Source organism: Domibacillus sp. A3M-37 (assembly GCF_024213455.1).
Classification (GTDB): domain Bacteria; phylum Bacillota; class Bacilli; order Bacillales; family Domibacillaceae; genus Domibacillus; species Domibacillus tundrae.
Genome location: NZ_JANAVL010000026.1, coordinates 16,294 through 32,717 on the forward strand (window position 1 = coordinate 16,294; position 16,424 = coordinate 32,717).

Here is a 16,424-nt window from a genome sequence, read left to right on the forward strand (position 1 = left end):
TTTCTAACAGTGTCTACAAAAGTTAATTTAGATAATCTCATTCTTTGTCTTTGGATAGCTATTAGATGTTATGATCATTCTGTCAGAACACCCATATTTCTCTTGGACTAATAAAAGGGCTATTCCCCCGATAATACTCGGTACAGCAAATGCCATGAACGCATTTTGTGGTGCTAAATTAGTTGCTAGCAAGAGACCGATTATGAGGGGTGCTAATATTGCTCCTATTCGTCCAATCCCAACTGTTACACTAAGACCAGTTGTGCGGATTTCTTGTGGGTAAAATTCAGATATATAAGGATTTACTAAGTTTTGCGTTCCGCCTGTGCATGCACCACCAATGGCGATTAATACATACAACAAAAGTAGATTAGACGTTACACTTAAAGAGACAAAGCAAATAGCCCCTATTAAAAACATGAACAAAAGCACTTTTCGATGCCCCAATCGATCCACTAAGTAACCACCAAGTAAAGAACCTCCAATTTGTCCGACTCCTAACACAAGGCTGAATGATAAGCTTGAAGTAATTCCATATCCAGATCCTTGCATAATTTTTGGAAGCCAAGTATTTAAGCCGTAGATCATAAGAAGACAGCTAAACACCGTAGTCCAAAAGGCTAATGTACTAACACCTCGATTGTCTGAAAATAGCTTTTTGACAGGGAATCCTTTTGCGCGTTCTTTTACACTCACATATTCAAAATCGTCTATTGCTTGATAGTTCCCCTTAGGATCGACCTTGTTAAGAATAGTTGCAATTTTATCACCTTGGTTACGAAGAATATGAAAGGATAGCGATTCAGGAAATTGTTTAAGAAATAATGGTAGTGTAATGAGTGGGATAATCCCTAACCAATATAAAAATCTCCATCCAAGGCTTTCCATTAAATACATACCCGTAAGTGAAGCTGCTATAGCCCCTATTGAGTAACCACAATACATTGTCGCGACAATAAGTGCTCTATTTTTTTTAGGTGAGTATTCTGTCATTACCGCAATTACACCTGGCATTAATCCGCCCATCCCAAGAGCTGCAATAAAACGCATAATCGTAAAGGTGAGGGAATTTGGTGCCAAACCAGCCAAAAGAGAAAATACACTGAATAATAACATACAAACCGCTAACATTTTTTTTCGTCCAACAATATCGGCAAGTGAACCCAATAAGAAGGAACCAATCATCATACCAATTAGAGTATAACTGCCAATCGCTCCTGCTTCTACAAGAGTTAATTCATATTCAGTCATCATCATAGGCAATCCTATACCGTATAAAGCAATATCAAAACCATCAAAGGCAATTGCATAAAAACACCAAAGAAAAACTAATAAATGAAATTTATTAAACTTACTTTCATCTATTACCTGGGAAGTCTGAACAATACGCATTTGATTCCTCCAATTCTTCCTCTTTTTTGTTCTTGAAAAATTTCTTATTTCCAAACTTCTCTGGAGATCTCCACGACATGCTGAAGTTTTGCCCATTGTTGATCCTCTGTCAATAAGTTACCTTCTTCAGTAGATGAAAACCCACATTGCGGACTCAAGCATAGCTGATTTAAATTAACGAATTGTGATGCTTCTTCAATACGCTTTATAATTTCATCTCTGTTTTCTAATTCACCAAATTTTGAAGTAACCAAGCCCAAAACAATATTTAAATCTGATCTATTTACAAAACGAAGTGGTTCAAACCCACCTGAACGATCATTGTCATATTCTAAGAAGAAACCGTCGATATTTAAATGCCCAAATAATTGTTCTGCAACAGATTCATATCCGCCAGAAGAAATCCATGTTGAACGAAAATTCCCACGACATATATGCATCGTTATATTTAAATCATCCGGTCGATCCGCTATTGCTTTATTTAGCGTATGTAAATACATTTTGATTAAATAATCAGGATCCATTCCTTTTGCACGAAGTTGTTCTTTTTGCTCCTCTGAACATAAATAAGCCCAAGATGTATCATCAAGCTGTAGGTAACGACAACCAGAATCATAAAAAGCTTGTATGCCTTTTTTATATGTCTTGGCTAAATCATCAAAGAATTCTTCCTCATCTGGATAGACCGACTTATCAATCTCTCCGCGAAAATGAAGCATACTTGGACTTGGAATTGTAAATTTTGCTACATGGTCTTCAGCTACTCGGTGAAGATATTTATAATCTTCTAGCATAGGATGGTTTCCAAAGTCTAATTTGCTTGTCACTTTAATCCCGCGAGATTTTGTTTGTTTTTGATGAAATTGAATTCCGCTTCCTGACCAAAAGCCATCAACCCCAACCAAATTTTCTAGGAAATCAAAATGCCACCATGCTCTGCGAAATTCTCCATCGGTAACAGCTTGGAGGCCTACTTCTTTCTGTTTCAACACAATTCTTGCAATTTCCTCATCTTCAATCTTACGTAATTGTTCTAGTGAAATCTCGCCATCAGTCCTCTTTGAGCGTGCTTTTTTAATTGCATCGGATCGTAATAAACTTCCCACTTGATCCGCACGAAAAACCTTTGAATTGTTTTTAGACTTATTTAGTGTTTGCATAAAATCCCTCTCTTTGTTTTAATATTTTTGTTGGTTGTATCCTATCATGATTAAAGGGTTATAGGGTAACTGATAAAAAGAATCAGTTATTATAACTAAAAGCTATAACAACTATAGTTGTTAGTTTAAAAATATTCGCTTTTTTAACTATTCCAATGTTTGTGGCGTGTCTGATTTGGTGTTGATAATCCAATGATGACGTAAAATTTTATCATCAAAAAACTGGTTTTGTGCGAGTCGAATCTGGATCCTTGTGGTCCTTTCCAATGACATGAAGGTAAAAGCCTCCAAAGATCGAACCGGAGGTCGTATAATTTTAGCCGGCACACTTCAGCATTCCTTCTGCCGGTTCCCACACTCATACATGAATTGATATGAACATAATTGGGTTGCCTAAAAGAGAAAAAACAGGAGTCCTTACTGTAAGAGAAGCTCTGCATTAAATGAGCATTTGGCGCAAAGTTTTACAGGAGAATTAAGAATAACTAATGTGGCTGCTCCACCGAAGAACGGTTTGCTGAACAAAGCGACGATGTAATGCTACTGTCTTTTCCTTTGTGTTTTTAGCCATCCTCCGGGAAAAGAGGCAAATATTTATTCGTGTTGATTTGGAAAAAGTTTGACCAAAAGTAATGCAGTGTAGGCATTTGAAGCAAATAAAAAAGAATCCGTTTTGATCAAACTTTTTTCAAAACGGATTTTATCTTAAGGATCTGTTAAATTTTGCTACTGATATGTCTCCACGAATCAAGATATACTTTACATAAAAACAAGTAATCGGGTGAGTTATTCAGTTGAGCAGAGCATTCAACAACTTGTTAAAGCACAACGGTACATTAACAGAGTCTCAAACTCAAAAAAAATATCCCTTCAAAACGAAGGGATATCTTTTTTCTTCTTGCTTTTTAGTTTTACCGTGTTTCCTAACGGCGAGACAATTGCTGTTCCGCCATTTGTACAAGACGCTTCGTGATTTCACCGCCGACAGAACCGTTTTCACGCGCTGTTGTATCCGCACCTAGCTGAACACCAAATTCAGAAGCGATTTCGTACTTCATTTGGTCAATAGCCTGCTGGGCACCTGGAGCCAATAGTCGGTTGCGGTTGCTGCTTGACATGATCAATCACTCCTTCATGAGTTTTCGATTCGCCTTGCCTTAACAGTATGGGTCGTTGCCGCTCCTGTCATACTGGTAACATAATCAAACAGGACATGTTTTTAGAAAAACAAAAAGGACATTTTTATCCCTTTTATCGGATGAAGGCGAGATAAAAAATCCACCCGCCAGCATCACGTAAAGCGGCCACTGTCGAAAATCCAATCCCCACCTCCGTTGCGTCATCCCTCCCCTAAAACATAGAAAATGTTTTTCCCATCATTTTCGGCCGTTTCAACATAGCTAGGATCTTTATGAATAGAATGCAAGTGTTAGGGCAATACTATAGAGGAAAAAACATTGAACATTGAATTATGACGATCTAGCTCCTTACTATGCCTATACCTTTTCGTTCGTCCACTCTATTTATTGAAAGGACGATCCTAGATGTTAACGCTATTTAATAATGGAAACGGTAATTCCCTTCGGTTTCATGAAGTCGCTGCTGCGGAATGGATACGTATTTTCTCCGATCAGGGAGAAGGTTATGTCAAGATAGACGATGAATTTTTAAAACAGGTCAAGATGTTTAATACCAACCTGCTGGAAGATGAACAGAAACACCTATTTTCTTTCTTTTTTTCAAAAGACGATCATATTTCGATCCGCATCCATCTGCCGCTGTTCCTCTTTCCTTTCGTTTTTAAACAGGATACCGAGCTGTTAACCATTATGGACTGCTTTCAGTGCAGCGTGGAACAAGTGGAGCGCTGTTTATTGGAAGATTCTTACGCAGTCTTGAAACCCATGGTGGTGTAAAAAACACTCCTGCATCAAGCAGCAGTGTTTTTAATCCTCTAATCTCTTCTCTTCTTCCACTTCATATTTCTTTAAGGGCAATGTTAATCCACAATTCGATAAAAAAGCTGGCTATGGAACTGTATCAGAATGAAACATGAAAATCTTGTGAATGAATTTGCTCATCTCTTTCGCAAGAAGGTATTTCCAAGCACCAGAGGTGTCCATACCAGTGTTTTGCATGTGTGTATTCCTACACGTAGAAAGGAAATAACGGGAGCAAGATTTCAATTCGGTTCTCTGTCTTTCAAATTTTATATAAAGTAAATATACAACTTCCACTTTTTTGCTGCTAAACAAGAAGAATATTTACCCAAAATACCGGTTTTAACCTTGAAGTTAGCATTCCTCTTAGCGATTAGAGTATATTAACTAAATATAAAAGAATGTTTTTGGTTAAAACCTAAAAGGAGTGTAAAATCGGATGTTAAAAATAGAAGTCCCAAAATTTGAAATGGTTGAGATTAGCGAAGATGCTAAATACGGAAAGTTTGTCGTTGAACCGCTTATGCGAGGGTTTGGAACGACTATTGGCAGCTCATTACGTCGAATCCTTTTATCTTCACTCCCCGGTGCTGCAGTTACGTCCATACAAATTGATGGAGTAGAGAATGAATTTTCAACTATTGATGGAATTGCAGAAGATGTAATAACCGTCATTTTAAACATAAAAAAATTGTCCATGAATATTTTCTCTGAAGATGAGAAAAGATTGACGATTGATGTAGATAGAACCGGTTCAATAACAGCTGCTGATATATCTTATGATAGTGATGTAGAAATCTTAAATCCGGATTTACATCTTGCCACTCTTATTGGTAATGTACATTTTAAAATGATCCTAACTGCAAAAGGTGGACGCGGATATGTTCCTGCAGAGCAAAATAAACGTGAAGACCTTCCATTTGGAGTGATACCAATAGATTCTATCTTTACACCTGTTTCACGCGCCAGTTATCTAGTTGAAAACACTCGTGTTGGTCAATTAGGTGAGTTCGAAAGCTTATCTTTCGAGTTATGGACAGACGGGAGTTTAGGCCCCAGCGAAGCCATTTCTAGAGGCTCAAGCTTGTTTAAAGAACAACTTTCCATCTTAGTAGCTCTTAGTCCTGAATCTCCAGATAGTCAAATGATGATGAAAAGAGCAGAAGTCTCAAAAGAAAAAGAATTTCTTACCCTGACTGTTGAAGATTTAGACCTTTCTGTTCGTTCTTTCAACAGCTTAAAACGCAACGGGGTAAATACCCTACGGGAACTAACAAACAAGACTGAAGAAGATATGAAAAAGTTACGTAACTTAGGACAAAAATCCTTACAAGAAATTCAAGGGAAATTAGTAAGTCTGGGTACAAATTTCCGTAATGATGATTAACATTCATCGTTATCTCGATCTTCTCATGCCCCAAAGCCCGCATAATCGAATAAATATCGCTGTTGTTCATGTAGCTGATGATCGCAAAGCTGTGTCTAAACTCATGTGGCGTGATTCTTTTCTTGCGTGCCTGGATAGACAAAATCGGCACCTGCTCGATCTCATCCCCTAACATGGTCGCAAAGTAAGACGGACGGAACGCTTTCCACCGTCTGTTTTAACATCCATAAGAATGGGAAACGCATGGTAGTTATTTCCAGGTTTCCCATTCATTTTATTATTTTTCTTTTTTTAAAAATTAGGCATACAAAATGCCTGGTATTAAAGCAATTTTAATTGCTGCGCTAATTGGATCAACGACCGGCTTTTCATCAACCCTTTAATAAGCAGCGTCTGTTTGTCTATGTTATCTTTCAACCTTTCCAGCACGCCTTCTGCCATCGGAAACAGATAAATATTTCTATCAAACTAGTCCCCCAATGCTTGACTGCCGATTTCTTTCTCTTTCTCACTGATTGTTACTAATGTGTCATATACTCTTTCTGCTACCATATTTCCTACTTTTTGGTGATACTCTTTTTCGTAATCTCCAAGACGGTTAATTGGATTGTCAACACTAAATCAGACAACTACATGCCTACTAATGATACGGTTCACCTTAGTGTAGCTCGGTTAGGCTTTTTATATTTTGAGCTGCTCATTAAATGAGTGTAAAACTAAAACCCTTATACAGCCGCCCTTTATTAGGAATAGATTTTGTATACAAAGTTTAAAATAACCTTTATTTCCTTCCAAGCTTTTTACGATTCATTACGAGCTGTTCAGCTATCGATTTATCCTCAAGATAATAAAAAAACTTAATGCTCGGTCTCATATTTACCTCAAAAATCCATATTTTACCTTCGTGGTCAATACCAATATCAATCCCGCATTCTAAGAGCCAATCGTGTTCTCTATGGAAAATACTAGCTGCTTCAAGACAAAGTCTTTCAATATTCGTTTCTGTTTTTTGCACCTGCTGCTGATCCATTTGTAAATGCTGTACGAGAAGCTGCCGAGCTGGCAATGCCCGTGCCCCGTGATTTCGACTGACAACACCATCATCCAGGTTGCCAATTTTCCCATGCATGCCTCCTACAACCCATTTTCCCTGTACATATTGAACATGTACCCGGATACCCAGTGCCAGTCCATCTGATGTAAAACTCGAAATGCCTTGCTGAACAATATACTTTGAAAATGAATTTTTAAGATACAAAGAATGTGTAGTTTTTGTCAGTTCCTCTAAGCTTTTAAATTCTTTAACTATTTTTGATCCCGAAGCTGTGTAACCATTAATAGTGTAACCTCCCTCGGCATTTTTACCAATCCGCATAACACCTCTGCCTCTACTACCGTAGATCAGTTTCACGTAAACGAAGGGGTAACGGTTTAAAAAATCCCGCAGCACCTCATCGCTGTAAAGCTCTGATTCCGGATAATGTTGTGATGTGATGCGGTTTTGCTTTAACTTTACTGTCTGTTCCCACTTATTTATTCTATTGACCAACTACTTCACCTCCTTTAAGTTATCCTATTCTAAAAGAGAGATAGGAGTGTCACGACAAAAGCATAGTTTACAAAATAAAAGAATCAAGTTTATTTATGAAAGTGCACGAAAAACACAATCCCCCCTTTTTAGCGAGAATACAATAGCGAAAAGGGGGTGAAAACATGGCATTTCGTAATATAAGGAAGTGGGCACAAGCCCAGTTGTTTCAGAGTGATCCCAGTATCAATGAATACTTTCCGGAAACCGTACAATTTAGTGTGGATGCCTTGCGAGACTTTTTGAACCGCTATCCTTTTGTGTATGTGAAACCAGATGGCGGAGGACAAGGGAAAGGAATAATTCGTATAGGCCTCAAAATGGATGGATTGTATAGTGTCCATGGCTATTCAACTAAAGGAAAACCCTTTTCATTAGAAGTCCACGATTTAAATCAGATAAAGGAAATTATTCAGCCTACTAGCTTTGACGAAAAACATAGGATTTTTATATTGCAGCAGGGGATTACTAGTATTTCAAAAGATGGCGTTCCTTCAGGGATTCGGGTTCATACTCAAAAAGTACAAAACAAGTGGGTGAGAAGCGGTATCCTTGGGAAATTGGTCAGCAGTGAGGATGGCATTGTTAATCGGAACAGAGGAGCTGAAGCTATACCCATTGAGGAATTTCTTACACATCATGCTGGAATGGATAAGAAAAAAGCAAAAAAAGTAGAAAAAGAGATTAAACACATTTCACTTAGAGTCAGCCAGGCATTTTCAAAAGGATATCCTTGGTGTGAAGAATGTGGAATAGATATTGGTTTAGACCCGTCTGGAAAACCATGGATATTCGAAGTTAACACCATACCTAGTACTGCATTTTTCTATCAACTGCCTGATAAATCTATGTGGAGACAAATTATGAACAATCGTAAACAAAATAAAAAAGAAAAACAATAATTAGATTTAAAATGAAGTTTCTAGGGACCGTCAAGAATTTTGTGTAAATGGCGAACCCTTTTCTTGTAGTCCTTCATTCATTCCTTTATATTTAAGTTTCTTTTATTTCAATAGAACTATTTAAATTAAAAAAGTTACATTCAATCATCGATAAAATTACTATTAATGAAGGAGATTCACCAAAACAAAGAAGCGTCAAAGACATTCATTTGTACTTTGACGCTTTAAAAAATGATAACTACGTGCTTACTTATCGTATGGTTCCCCCTAATATGTCCATATGATGTTTTTATTTAACATTTAAATTTAGTTATTTGTAACAATGTGAAGATGTTGCAAATTCTCAAGTAATCTTATGCCTTTGACTAGCTAGACCATGAATTAGAAATAATTATCGTTTATTAATGATAACCCCCACACTAAAAATCTCCCATAAACATATTATTATAAAAATATAATTAACTATATTTAACAAAGGAGGAGATAGTGTAAGATGTCTAAAACCATAGGGATTCTTGGAGGAATGGGTCCTGCAGCGACATTGGATTTATTTCATAAAATTATTTTAAATACTCCTGTACAAACAGAACAAGAACATCATCGCGTTATTATTTACAATAATCCTAAAATCCCTCCTCGAACGCAACATTCGTGTCCATTACCCGAGATGATCAAATCTGCAATATTATTGGAAAATGCAGGTGCGGATTTTATTATTATGCCATGTAACACAGCACATATATGGTTAGAACAAATAAAAGCAAACATTAAAATACCATTTTATAGCATGATTGAAACCACTGTAGAATCAATCCTTCTAGAAAAAGACTCAATCAATAAAAAAATCCTTTTACTCGCTACTGAAACAACAATAAATTATGGATTATATCAAAAAGCATTTAATAATACTCCTTATGATATAATCATTCCTACTAAAGAGGAACAAAATATCATTGATAATGCCATTAAAGACGTTAAATTAGGAAAGATTTCGTCTAATCAATATTTAAAAGAACTTAATGGAATCTTAAATGTCTATAAAGACAGCGGAATTTTCGCGATTATAGGTGGTTGCACAGAAATACCATTGTTGTTTCATTTATTCGAAGTAGACATGAAGATGATTGACCCAACTCTATTACTAGCAAAATTGGCTGTGCAAAAAGCAGCTTAGCACTATGGTTAAATATATTATTGGACTTGAGTCCATATTAACTTCCATTTACAATTTATCAAACCATTCATCACCGACAGGTTCTAACCATTCCGTTTCTCCTGGTGTCATTGCTAAGTGCACAAACCAACTGTCTTTTGTTGCACCATGCCAATGTTTTACATGAGGTGGAATATTCACCACATCCCCTGTTTTGAGTAATTGAGCTGGTTTTCCTTCTTCTTGATACCAGCCCTCACCACCAGTAACTAGCAAAACTTGCCCAACTTTATGAAAGTGCCAGTTATTGCGAGCTCCTGGAGCAAAGGTTACATTCCCGATTGATGCATTGAGTGGTGTTGGATCAGTAAACACCATTTGTAAGTATGCATCAGCGATAAAGTTTGCTTCAACTTTTTGTCCTAGTGGAAAGATTGTCCTATTGCTTAATTGTTCATTCGCCATGTTTTAATTCTTACTTTCTTTTAATTTTTAAAGCTATGCGATTTTTTCTAGTTTAATTTAGGTGAAATATGGTTGTTCATGTTTTACTACATAATTCATCCATAACCCACCATCATCCAGTTTTTCGATTGCTTTTAAGCAGAAATTGACTGGCTGCGGTTTTTTTAGAAAAGAGCTCGTTTCAAATAATGTTAAAGAGCTGGATGCACCATCTGCAATGGGGACTAACACCAAACTCACTTCATCAATTAAACCTTCGTTCAAGAAGGAGCCATTTAAAAAGCCTCCACATTCAAGTAGTAATTGATCGATGGAAAATAATTTTTTTAGTTTTTCTCCTACTACAGTAAAATCCAACTGTTCTTTTCCGCCGAAAATATAAGATATACCTAGTTTTTGCAGATAAGCCAGATAAGTATCAGATACTTGCTCCGTAAGGACTTCAACTATGTGATCCCCTGTCCTATTTGTACTCTCATCTGAAATTTTTCTACAGAAAGGCCATACTCAGCTTCCTCGTTGACTGCAAATCATGTTGATAAATCTTTTAATAAAGCATTTGTTTGAATTTAGCACATAATATAAAAAACCAATATATCTAGAATACAAGTGCGTATATATGTGAAAAATTATGAAGTTGTTAACAGCATCTTACTTTTGACTACGAGTTATGACCCCGCTCTAACCTTGATTTTGCTACAAATTATCAAGAGTAGTAAATCTGGAAAATTCTAAATGTGTACTAAATTTGACTTTGGTCAAAACTGTTAAGTTATGACAAAAAGACCGGCCGTAGCCAGTCATCATTCGCCATCAAAGTATGCTTTTAGTTCTTTCTGAATTCTCTTAGCTCCTATATTTACAGTGACTTGTCCATCCAATACCTTTTCGACCTCTTCCTTACCTATACATGTTTTTATCACTCCCGATAAACCCTCTTCATCTTCAGCCATATTGTACCTCCACACCAGCTTCGTTTTTTGATCATATTTTATATAAGTGTTGTAGAGCAAAGGCGCATAATCTACAACATCAGGAAATAAGGTAATTTCACCTTCTTCATCTCTGTAATAATAGATAGGCTCTCCGCTCAGCAGCTTACCTTTTATTTTTCTCTTCTCATCATCTGCTGAATCCACCAACCCTACATGGTCCTTGATATCCATTAATTGTTTCCCCTTTCTATTTAGATAATGTAAGTAAGCTTGGATCTAACGTATAAACAATTGCTAACAAATTGTCAGAAGCTCTATACTTACTTTCCCGAATTCTTCTGGGTAATAAGCATAAAAAAACAAGCGATTTTTCGCCGCTTGTTTTTTTTATGCTTAAAATTCCTTTGCTCCTATAATAAAGAGCGTTCTTCCTTCAACCACAAACTTCATCCGAATGCCTTTTCTAATATCCTTCGAGTACTTAACAGTGATTGTACGCTGGCTCATTTTGTTTTCCATCTTCGCTTTCATGCGACTTCACTATCTTTAGCCTGGTAATCTGCTTCTGAGGAACGTGTCATCTCCTGAACTATTTTCAGTGCTGTTTTGAATCCCCGTACATACGCTTCACGTCCAGCTTCGTACGCCCATGCTGTTGCCGCATTGTTTATTTCAGCGCCTACTTTAGAATCAAGCTGAAGCTTACCTAATAGTTCATTGAACTCTTCAACTTCAACTACATCGTCAAGAAATGCCACTCGCCCGTCTTTAGCTGCTTCTTCTTGGAATTCCTCAAAAGTTATTTCTGCCATGGCCTGCGCTAAATTCAAAAGCGTTTTTTCTGATACCTTCATTGTGTTTTCCTCCCTAGTTGTTTTAACTGATGAGATCTTTATCAATTTCCAGCAAAGCGTCTTGCCGCAATTTTGTGAGTGATTCACCGTTACCGCCGTGAAGATAGCAATAACCGTTTGTATGAGCGGTTCTGCGGCATTGTTTTCTGTCATTCGTAAGCCCATTACAACGACCAAATTTTTGCTTTATGTCCAAAGCAGAGACAGATCGTGCCTGTAATCCTTCTGGATGCACACCGTTTTTGTTTACGGGAGTGTTCAGGGTATTGATTAAATAAATCTCCGCCATCCTTCTTAGCAACGGATCTTCTTCGTGTATGAGAGCTACTTTTTCAAATAGATGAACGAATCTTTTCGTATTAGTTTCTTTTCGTAAATGCTGCACCAAGCGTAACTTTAAATTAGTAGCAATCCCGACATAAAGCGGTCTATTATCATTGCTCAAAAACACATATACGCCGGACATACACCCCTGCATCTTTTTCACGTCGGTTACTCGAATAATAATGTCGTATGTGACGTCAATTTTTATCATGCAATGCCTCCTCGTGTCGTTTTTTTGTAACTTATTAGTTACATAATATTATTTTTAAGTTACATTGAAACACTTAAAAGTTTCATTTTATTATTTTTATTGATTAATTAATCAATAAATAGTGTATAATCTTTCATATAAGGGGGTTTTTGACATGGCAATGAGTGAAAAAATAAAGATTCTTTTAATCAAAAAAGGTATAACAGCTACTCAACTGGCTGAAAAATTGGACACTAAACCGCAAAATCTATACAACAAATTCAAAAGAGACAATTTTTCAGAAAAGGAATTAAAGGAGATTGCTGAAGTAGTCGGTGCAAAATACGAAGGCTTCTTCTTCCTGGAAGATGGAGATAAGATTTAATGCAGCCGCTTCTGTTCGCCGAATACATACCTGATCCACCTACTAAAGTGGAGTAAAAAGCATCGGAGAATACGATGCAGTAAACTAATAAGTATACAATCAAATACATGAGCTTTTGGAGGAACAATGATGAATAATGAGCTGCAGATTCTGGGGGAAAAACTTTCAGAAAAAAAATATCAAATTGCCCAGCGGGTACACGAGAAAAGATTTAATAAAACAAGATCATCAAAATACTCAGTCACAGACAAAGAAATCATTGAAATTCGAGCGAACTTCGTGGGCTTGTTTGGAGAAGTCCTTATTCAATACCCAGATCTAAAAACAGCGGATGAAGCTTTTTTAAGGTGGGGAAAAGAAGTGGGAGAAAAATCGTGCAGCCTAGGAATTCCTTTAGATGAATCATTAAAAGGAACAACCTATTACCGAACTTATATATGGGAAGTACTAGGGGAAGAAATGCAAAAACATGATATGTCATTAGCCACGTCACTGAAAGTAGCTTCTCTTCTTGATCCTCTTTTAGATCAAGCGGTTTATGCTTTTAGTTCAGCCTATGTTAAATTTCATCATGAGACGCTTAAAAAAGCCCAACGTGCCTTTCTTGAATTATCTGTCCCTGTTGTGCCAATCACAAAAGGAATAGCGGCATTGCCTTTGATCGGGAATATTGATACTGAGAGAGCGCGCCTTTTGATGGAGGAAGTATTACAAAAATCTTCAAAAATGAGACTGTCTCATCTTCTTATCGATTTATCAGGCGTGCTGATTGTGGATACCATGGTAGCGGACCAAATTTTTAAAATCGAGAAAGCATTAAGCCTGATTGGGGTAGAGGCTATTTTGATCGGAATTAGACCGGAAGTTGCTCAAACAATGGTTAACCTTGGAATTGATATTAGCGAATTAAAGATAAAATCAAACTTGGAACAAGCCTTAAAGGACTTGCAGTGTTCGATTACGATGTTCTCATAATGGTTTCAATATTGAAGCGGCTCTTGCAGCTTCTTTTTCCACGCAAAAAACCCGCCGGCAATCAAGCAGGCGGGTCTTTTTTTATTGCCAGTGTTTCGGCCAGTCTTCAATGATTCTGAATATATCTTTGTATACCGGAAAGCTTTGGCCCATTTCTCCTGTCGCTGGGTTAATGGTAAATTTCATAAAAGGATAATCCTCAAAATTAGGATCATACACATAGGTAAGGAATGTGTTTTTACCCATTACTTTAGCGCGTTGATTATGGATAAACCCTGTTCCATTTATGACTTGAGTCAGCTTACCTTTGTTCATATAGTACCAGTCACTCATTTCAGCCCCGTAACCCATGCCGTAAGCAATCGCTAAGTAATCTGGTTGTCCTTTTGTTTTGGAAGGGTATATGTGAACTGTTTTACGTGTTGTATTCAACAAATAGCCAGGGAAATGAAATTTACTTTTATAAATATGGCTTGTTTTCGGATCGTGTGTATACAACGTGTAGTTGCCTGTATATAGTTGATCCCCTTCATCAGCTTCATCACTTACTGCAGCCCAATCCCAACGATCATACGAAGCGATTGCTTTCTTTTCTTTTGTGCCTGCAAAGTAAATCTTATAGGGATTGCCATTCGCATCCTTAATGGTATGCGTCACGCGGCTTTGGCTCGGCTTAATCGGATTCGCTGCTTCTGCCGGCTGGTATGTAGTGAAAAACAAAGCGATTGCCATAAATAGCGTAATGAATAATTTTACCTTTCTTACCAATTAAATCCCTCCTTTTCCACTAATCATACTATGGAAGCAGGATATTTGTAAGCGGAAAACCTGTTCTATCGTAAAATAAGAAGTCGGTAGCTGCTTTTTTCAGATCCTGTATTGGCGTTTTTCTCATTATTTTTTTTAGTCGAAAAGTGCTGTTCTGGCGCGGTTTTGTACAAAAATAACTGTCATTGGATTGGAGAGGCCGCGCTATACTGCATGGCTACCCTGCATAAAAAAGCGGCTGCTGACTGTTCAGCAACCCATATTTTATTGCTGGGTTCATGCCTGCCGACGATCTAAATACTCTTGAACAGCCGCTTCAGCTACTTCATAAATGTTTTTATCATTCGCTACACAATACAGCTTCAGCCGCTTAAATAAAGCCATGTTTATATCGAATGACACCCGTTTCCGCAGGATTTGACTTCCGCTGTTTTGTTCAATCATTGGTATATTGTTTTGTTCTTTGGATAGTTTAAACGTTGGTTCTTTGGTGGATTCGTTCTTTCGTTCGCCGTGGGTTTTTGTGAAGTCGTAAATGCTTTTTTCTAGTGTGGCCGGATCTCCATCATAGTACCAGCCCCGTTTTCCGCTGATTGAGTAGCAGCCAGCCGTTTTTAAAGCATTTCTCGCCGGCTTTTCGCCAATAGTAAGGTGATTCTTCGCAATATCCGCCAATCGCTCCGTCTGCATCCTTTCAAGCAGTTCCTTTATTTTCATTGCATTCGCCTCCTGCATTAATCATTCGACGAGAGCGGATACCCTTCCTTTTTTGGTCGCGCAAAAAAGTACAACCAATTATCTTTCTTTGCAGTATCCTCTGTAGTAACCTTTCTTTTGGGAAAGGATCGTGAAGAAAATGAGTAAGAAACAGGAAACATTGTCTTACATGAGTTTAATTGCTAGGTTAGAAGCTGCAAAAAAAGAAAGTCTTGTTAACAGCCCAGAGGAAGTTGGCGTTGAGAGGAAACGGACTTCAAGCAGCCTTCTGGATAAGGTGCCGAACTTTAAAGAGACGTCTAAAAAGCGGCAAGTTACAGTGTACATAGATGAGGATCTGGCAAAGAAATTAGATAAATTCGGGGAAGAAAAAGGTAAGGGTGCCAAGTCAGAATTAGCGAATATGCTTTTCAAAAATGCGCTAACGGGATATGGAGAATGAAGCAGTTCTGCTCGTATGAGTAGGACTTTTTGTTTTATCGCGATTTAGAATAATTTTTTTGGTCATGATTAAGAATATTAAAGCTGATTCTGATGGAGGACGAAATATCGTCCCCCTTTAATCTCCGCAATTTTGTGGAGATGTGCCGATTTTTCGGCATATCTATAATGTCATTGCCTGCAGCATCCCGATCATGCGATTCAGATCCGCCTCTTTACCGGCACGTTTATATTCACGAGCGGCAATCATTATTAGCCGGTCCAGCGTCTGAAACTTGGTGAGATCCGTTTCGATGAGCAGCATTTCCTTTTCTTGCTTCAGCTTAAATGTTTTCATGGCACACCATCCGCTTTTGCGTATAGTTGATGTAAGCAACCTCGAAAATTTCTAATTCGCCAAAATGAATAATACATACAAAAAAGACAGCCCTAATTCGGGTTGCCCTCCATTTATAACCGATATTTATATTTTTATAAATTTCCTTCGATGAAAAGATTATTGAATCGTTAACAATCAACTTTGAGACTCTACCGGAAAAGTAGTTTCTTGGGTCTTAAGTGTCTTTCCGCTCCCGCTTATTTGAAGCGTTAACAATCCATTTTGAGACTCTACTGGAAAAGCAGTTTCTTTGATCTGATTCCTGTTCGTAAAACCCCATCTTTTAATTTCTGAAAGGGTTTCATCCATTCGACATAAAATAAATTCGGTTGCGAGGGCATATTTAGACCATGCTAATTTACGATTTCTCTGATTCGTTATCACTTCTTCTGAGCAAGTGCAGCAAATGCACTTCTGAGTCGCCCAGGTCTCTTGTGTGGTTGCCCCAATGTGTTTCAAAGCTAAATTT

General features: G+C 37.4%; 20 protein-coding genes and 1 pseudogene. 7 read left to right on the forward strand and 14 right to left on the reverse strand.

Annotated elements, in window-relative coordinates; genetic code table 11:
• Positions 1–27: 27 nt before the first annotated feature.
• From NLX67_RS20500 to NLX67_RS20510, 3 genes are all read right to left on the reverse strand, one after another.
• Positions 28–1,392 carry an MFS transporter gene (locus tag NLX67_RS20500; RefSeq protein ID WP_254313280.1) on the reverse strand — a complete coding sequence of 455 codons (1,365 nt, stop codon included), beginning with the start codon at positions 1,390–1,392 and terminating at the stop codon, positions 28–30.
• A gap of 44 nt (positions 1,393–1,436) precedes the next feature.
• Positions 1,437–2,552: a 5-methyltetrahydropteroyltriglutamate--homocysteine S-methyltransferase gene (locus NLX67_RS20505; RefSeq protein WP_254313281.1), complete on the reverse strand. Its 1,116-nt coding sequence runs from the start codon at positions 2,550–2,552 to the stop codon at positions 1,437–1,439.
• Positions 2,553–3,475: 923 nt separating this feature from the next.
• Positions 3,476–3,670, reverse strand: a complete 195-nt coding sequence (locus tag NLX67_RS20510) for an alpha/beta-type small acid-soluble spore protein (RefSeq protein WP_069937619.1) — start codon at positions 3,668–3,670, stop codon at positions 3,476–3,478.
• Between the two features lie 426 nt (positions 3,671–4,096).
• Here NLX67_RS20510 and NLX67_RS20515 point away from each other — a divergent pair, with 426 nt between their 5' ends.
• Together NLX67_RS20515 and NLX67_RS20520 are read left to right on the forward strand one after the other, a co-directional pair.
• Complete coding sequence (locus tag NLX67_RS20515) at positions 4,097–4,468, forward strand: hypothetical protein (RefSeq protein WP_254313282.1); 372 nt, start codon at positions 4,097–4,099, stop codon at positions 4,466–4,468.
• A 463-nt stretch (positions 4,469–4,931) separates the two neighbouring features.
• On the forward strand, positions 4,932–5,879 hold the full coding sequence (locus NLX67_RS20520; RefSeq protein ID WP_254313283.1) for a DNA-directed RNA polymerase subunit alpha: 948 nt from the start codon (positions 4,932–4,934) through the stop codon (positions 5,877–5,879).
• A 49-nt stretch (positions 5,880–5,928) separates the two neighbouring features.
• Here the strand turns inward: NLX67_RS20520 and NLX67_RS23125 are convergent.
• Positions 5,929–6,054: pseudogene (locus tag NLX67_RS23125) on the reverse strand (tyrosine-type recombinase/integrase); the annotation flags it as partial.
• Between the two features lie 606 nt (positions 6,055–6,660).
• Complete coding sequence (locus NLX67_RS20525) at positions 6,661–7,428, reverse strand: YheC/YheD family protein (protein ID WP_254313284.1); 768 nt, start codon at positions 7,426–7,428, stop codon at positions 6,661–6,663.
• Positions 7,429–7,592: 164 nt separating this feature from the next.
• On the opposite strand from NLX67_RS20525, the gene NLX67_RS20530 reads away from it, so the two are divergent.
• Together NLX67_RS20530 and cuyB are read left to right on the forward strand one after the other, a co-directional pair.
• Positions 7,593–8,369: a YheC/YheD family protein gene (locus NLX67_RS20530; RefSeq protein ID WP_254313285.1), complete on the forward strand. Its 777-nt coding sequence runs from the start codon at positions 7,593–7,595 to the stop codon at positions 8,367–8,369.
• A gap of 493 nt (positions 8,370–8,862) precedes the next feature.
• A complete protein-coding gene (cuyB, locus tag NLX67_RS20535; RefSeq protein ID WP_254313286.1) occupies positions 8,863–9,543 on the forward strand; it encodes a cysteate racemase in 681 nt (226 codons plus the stop codon).
• A 48-nt stretch (positions 9,544–9,591) separates the two neighbouring features.
• Here cuyB and NLX67_RS20540 read toward each other — a convergent pair whose 3' ends face one another.
• From NLX67_RS20540 to NLX67_RS20560, 5 genes are all read right to left on the reverse strand, one after another.
• The gene (locus NLX67_RS20540; protein WP_254313287.1) at positions 9,592–9,987 is read right to left on the reverse strand and encodes a cupin domain-containing protein; all 396 of its coding nucleotides are present in this window, start codon (positions 9,985–9,987) and stop codon (positions 9,592–9,594) included.
• 57 nt (positions 9,988–10,044) lie between these two features.
• A complete protein-coding gene (locus NLX67_RS20545) occupies positions 10,045–10,473 on the reverse strand; it encodes a dihydrofolate reductase family protein (RefSeq protein WP_309143158.1) in 429 nt (142 codons plus the stop codon).
• A 317-nt stretch (positions 10,474–10,790) separates the two neighbouring features.
• Positions 10,791–11,153: a hypothetical protein gene (locus NLX67_RS20550; protein ID WP_254313288.1), complete on the reverse strand. Its 363-nt coding sequence runs from the start codon at positions 11,151–11,153 to the stop codon at positions 10,791–10,793.
• A 296-nt stretch (positions 11,154–11,449) separates the two neighbouring features.
• Positions 11,450–11,776: a hypothetical protein gene (locus tag NLX67_RS20555; RefSeq protein ID WP_254313289.1), complete on the reverse strand. Its 327-nt coding sequence runs from the start codon at positions 11,774–11,776 to the stop codon at positions 11,450–11,452.
• A 22-nt stretch (positions 11,777–11,798) separates the two neighbouring features.
• Positions 11,799–12,311 (reverse strand): GIY-YIG nuclease family protein, encoded by a 513-nt coding sequence (locus tag NLX67_RS20560; protein ID WP_254313290.1) that lies wholly within the window; start codon positions 12,309–12,311, stop codon positions 11,799–11,801.
• A gap of 154 nt (positions 12,312–12,465) precedes the next feature.
• Here NLX67_RS20560 and NLX67_RS20565 point away from each other — a divergent pair, with 154 nt between their 5' ends.
• Together NLX67_RS20565 and NLX67_RS22970 are read left to right on the forward strand one after the other, a co-directional pair.
• Complete coding sequence (locus tag NLX67_RS20565; RefSeq protein WP_254313291.1) at positions 12,466–12,675, forward strand: helix-turn-helix transcriptional regulator; 210 nt, start codon at positions 12,466–12,468, stop codon at positions 12,673–12,675.
• Positions 12,676–12,801: 126 nt separating this feature from the next.
• A complete protein-coding gene (locus tag NLX67_RS22970) occupies positions 12,802–13,650 on the forward strand; it encodes an STAS domain-containing protein (protein WP_305882039.1) in 849 nt (282 codons plus the stop codon).
• A gap of 81 nt (positions 13,651–13,731) precedes the next feature.
• On the opposite strand, the gene NLX67_RS20575 is transcribed toward NLX67_RS22970, so the two are convergent.
• Together NLX67_RS20575 and NLX67_RS20580 are read right to left on the reverse strand one after the other, a co-directional pair.
• Positions 13,732–14,418 carry a hypothetical protein gene (locus NLX67_RS20575; RefSeq protein ID WP_254313292.1) on the reverse strand — a complete coding sequence of 229 codons (687 nt, stop codon included), beginning with the start codon at positions 14,416–14,418 and terminating at the stop codon, positions 13,732–13,734.
• Between the two features lie 276 nt (positions 14,419–14,694).
• A complete protein-coding gene (locus NLX67_RS20580; protein WP_254313293.1) occupies positions 14,695–15,135 on the reverse strand; it encodes a hypothetical protein in 441 nt (146 codons plus the stop codon).
• A 130-nt stretch (positions 15,136–15,265) separates the two neighbouring features.
• Here NLX67_RS20580 and NLX67_RS20585 point away from each other — a divergent pair, with 130 nt between their 5' ends.
• Positions 15,266–15,577, forward strand: coding sequence for a hypothetical protein (locus NLX67_RS20585; protein ID WP_254313294.1), 312 nt, complete (start codon positions 15,266–15,268; stop codon positions 15,575–15,577).
• Positions 15,578–15,739: 162 nt separating this feature from the next.
• On the opposite strand, the gene NLX67_RS20590 is transcribed toward NLX67_RS20585, so the two are convergent.
• Positions 15,740–15,913 (reverse strand): hypothetical protein, encoded by a 174-nt coding sequence (locus tag NLX67_RS20590; protein WP_254313295.1) that lies wholly within the window; start codon positions 15,911–15,913, stop codon positions 15,740–15,742.
• A 177-nt stretch (positions 15,914–16,090) separates the two neighbouring features.
• Positions 16,091–16,424 (reverse strand): hypothetical protein (locus NLX67_RS20595; RefSeq protein WP_375143433.1); only part of this gene is annotated, 334 nt, incomplete at its 5' end.

Excerpts from the sequence above, each read along its gene's own strand:
- NLX67_RS20505 (WP_254313281.1), bottom strand. The coding sequence starts at position 2,552 with ATGCAAACACTAAATAAGTCTAAAAACAATTCAAAGGTTTTTCGTGCG.
- cuyB (WP_254313286.1), top strand. The coding sequence starts at position 8,863 with ATGTCTAAAACCATAGGGATTCTTGGAGGAATGGGTCCTGCAGCGACA.
- NLX67_RS20580 (WP_254313293.1), bottom strand. The coding sequence starts at position 15,135 with ATGAAAATAAAGGAACTGCTTGAAAGGATGCAGACGGAGCGATTGGCG.
- NLX67_RS20550 (WP_254313288.1), bottom strand. The coding sequence starts at position 11,153 with ATGGATATCAAGGACCATGTAGGGTTGGTGGATTCAGCAGATGATGAG.
- NLX67_RS20520 (WP_254313283.1), top strand. The coding sequence starts at position 4,932 with ATGTTAAAAATAGAAGTCCCAAAATTTGAAATGGTTGAGATTAGCGAA.
- NLX67_RS20555 (WP_254313289.1), bottom strand. The coding sequence starts at position 11,776 with ATGAAGGTATCAGAAAAAACGCTTTTGAATTTAGCGCAGGCCATGGCA.
- NLX67_RS22970 (WP_305882039.1), top strand. The coding sequence starts at position 12,802 with ATGATGAATAATGAGCTGCAGATTCTGGGGGAAAAACTTTCAGAAAAA.
- NLX67_RS20515 (WP_254313282.1), top strand. The coding sequence starts at position 4,097 with ATGTTAACGCTATTTAATAATGGAAACGGTAATTCCCTTCGGTTTCAT.
- NLX67_RS20560 (WP_254313290.1), bottom strand. The coding sequence starts at position 12,311 with ATGATAAAAATTGACGTCACATACGACATTATTATTCGAGTAACCGAC.
- NLX67_RS20590 (WP_254313295.1), bottom strand. The coding sequence starts at position 15,913 with ATGAAAACATTTAAGCTGAAGCAAGAAAAGGAAATGCTGCTCATCGAA.
- NLX67_RS20565 (WP_254313291.1), top strand. The coding sequence starts at position 12,466 with ATGGCAATGAGTGAAAAAATAAAGATTCTTTTAATCAAAAAAGGTATA.
- NLX67_RS20510 (WP_069937619.1), bottom strand. The coding sequence starts at position 3,670 with ATGTCAAGCAGCAACCGCAACCGACTATTGGCTCCAGGTGCCCAGCAG.
- NLX67_RS20530 (WP_254313285.1), top strand. The coding sequence starts at position 7,593 with ATGGCATTTCGTAATATAAGGAAGTGGGCACAAGCCCAGTTGTTTCAG.
- NLX67_RS20500 (WP_254313280.1), bottom strand. The coding sequence starts at position 1,392 with ATGCGTATTGTTCAGACTTCCCAGGTAATAGATGAAAGTAAGTTTAAT.
- NLX67_RS20540 (WP_254313287.1), bottom strand. The coding sequence starts at position 9,987 with ATGGCGAATGAACAATTAAGCAATAGGACAATCTTTCCACTAGGACAA.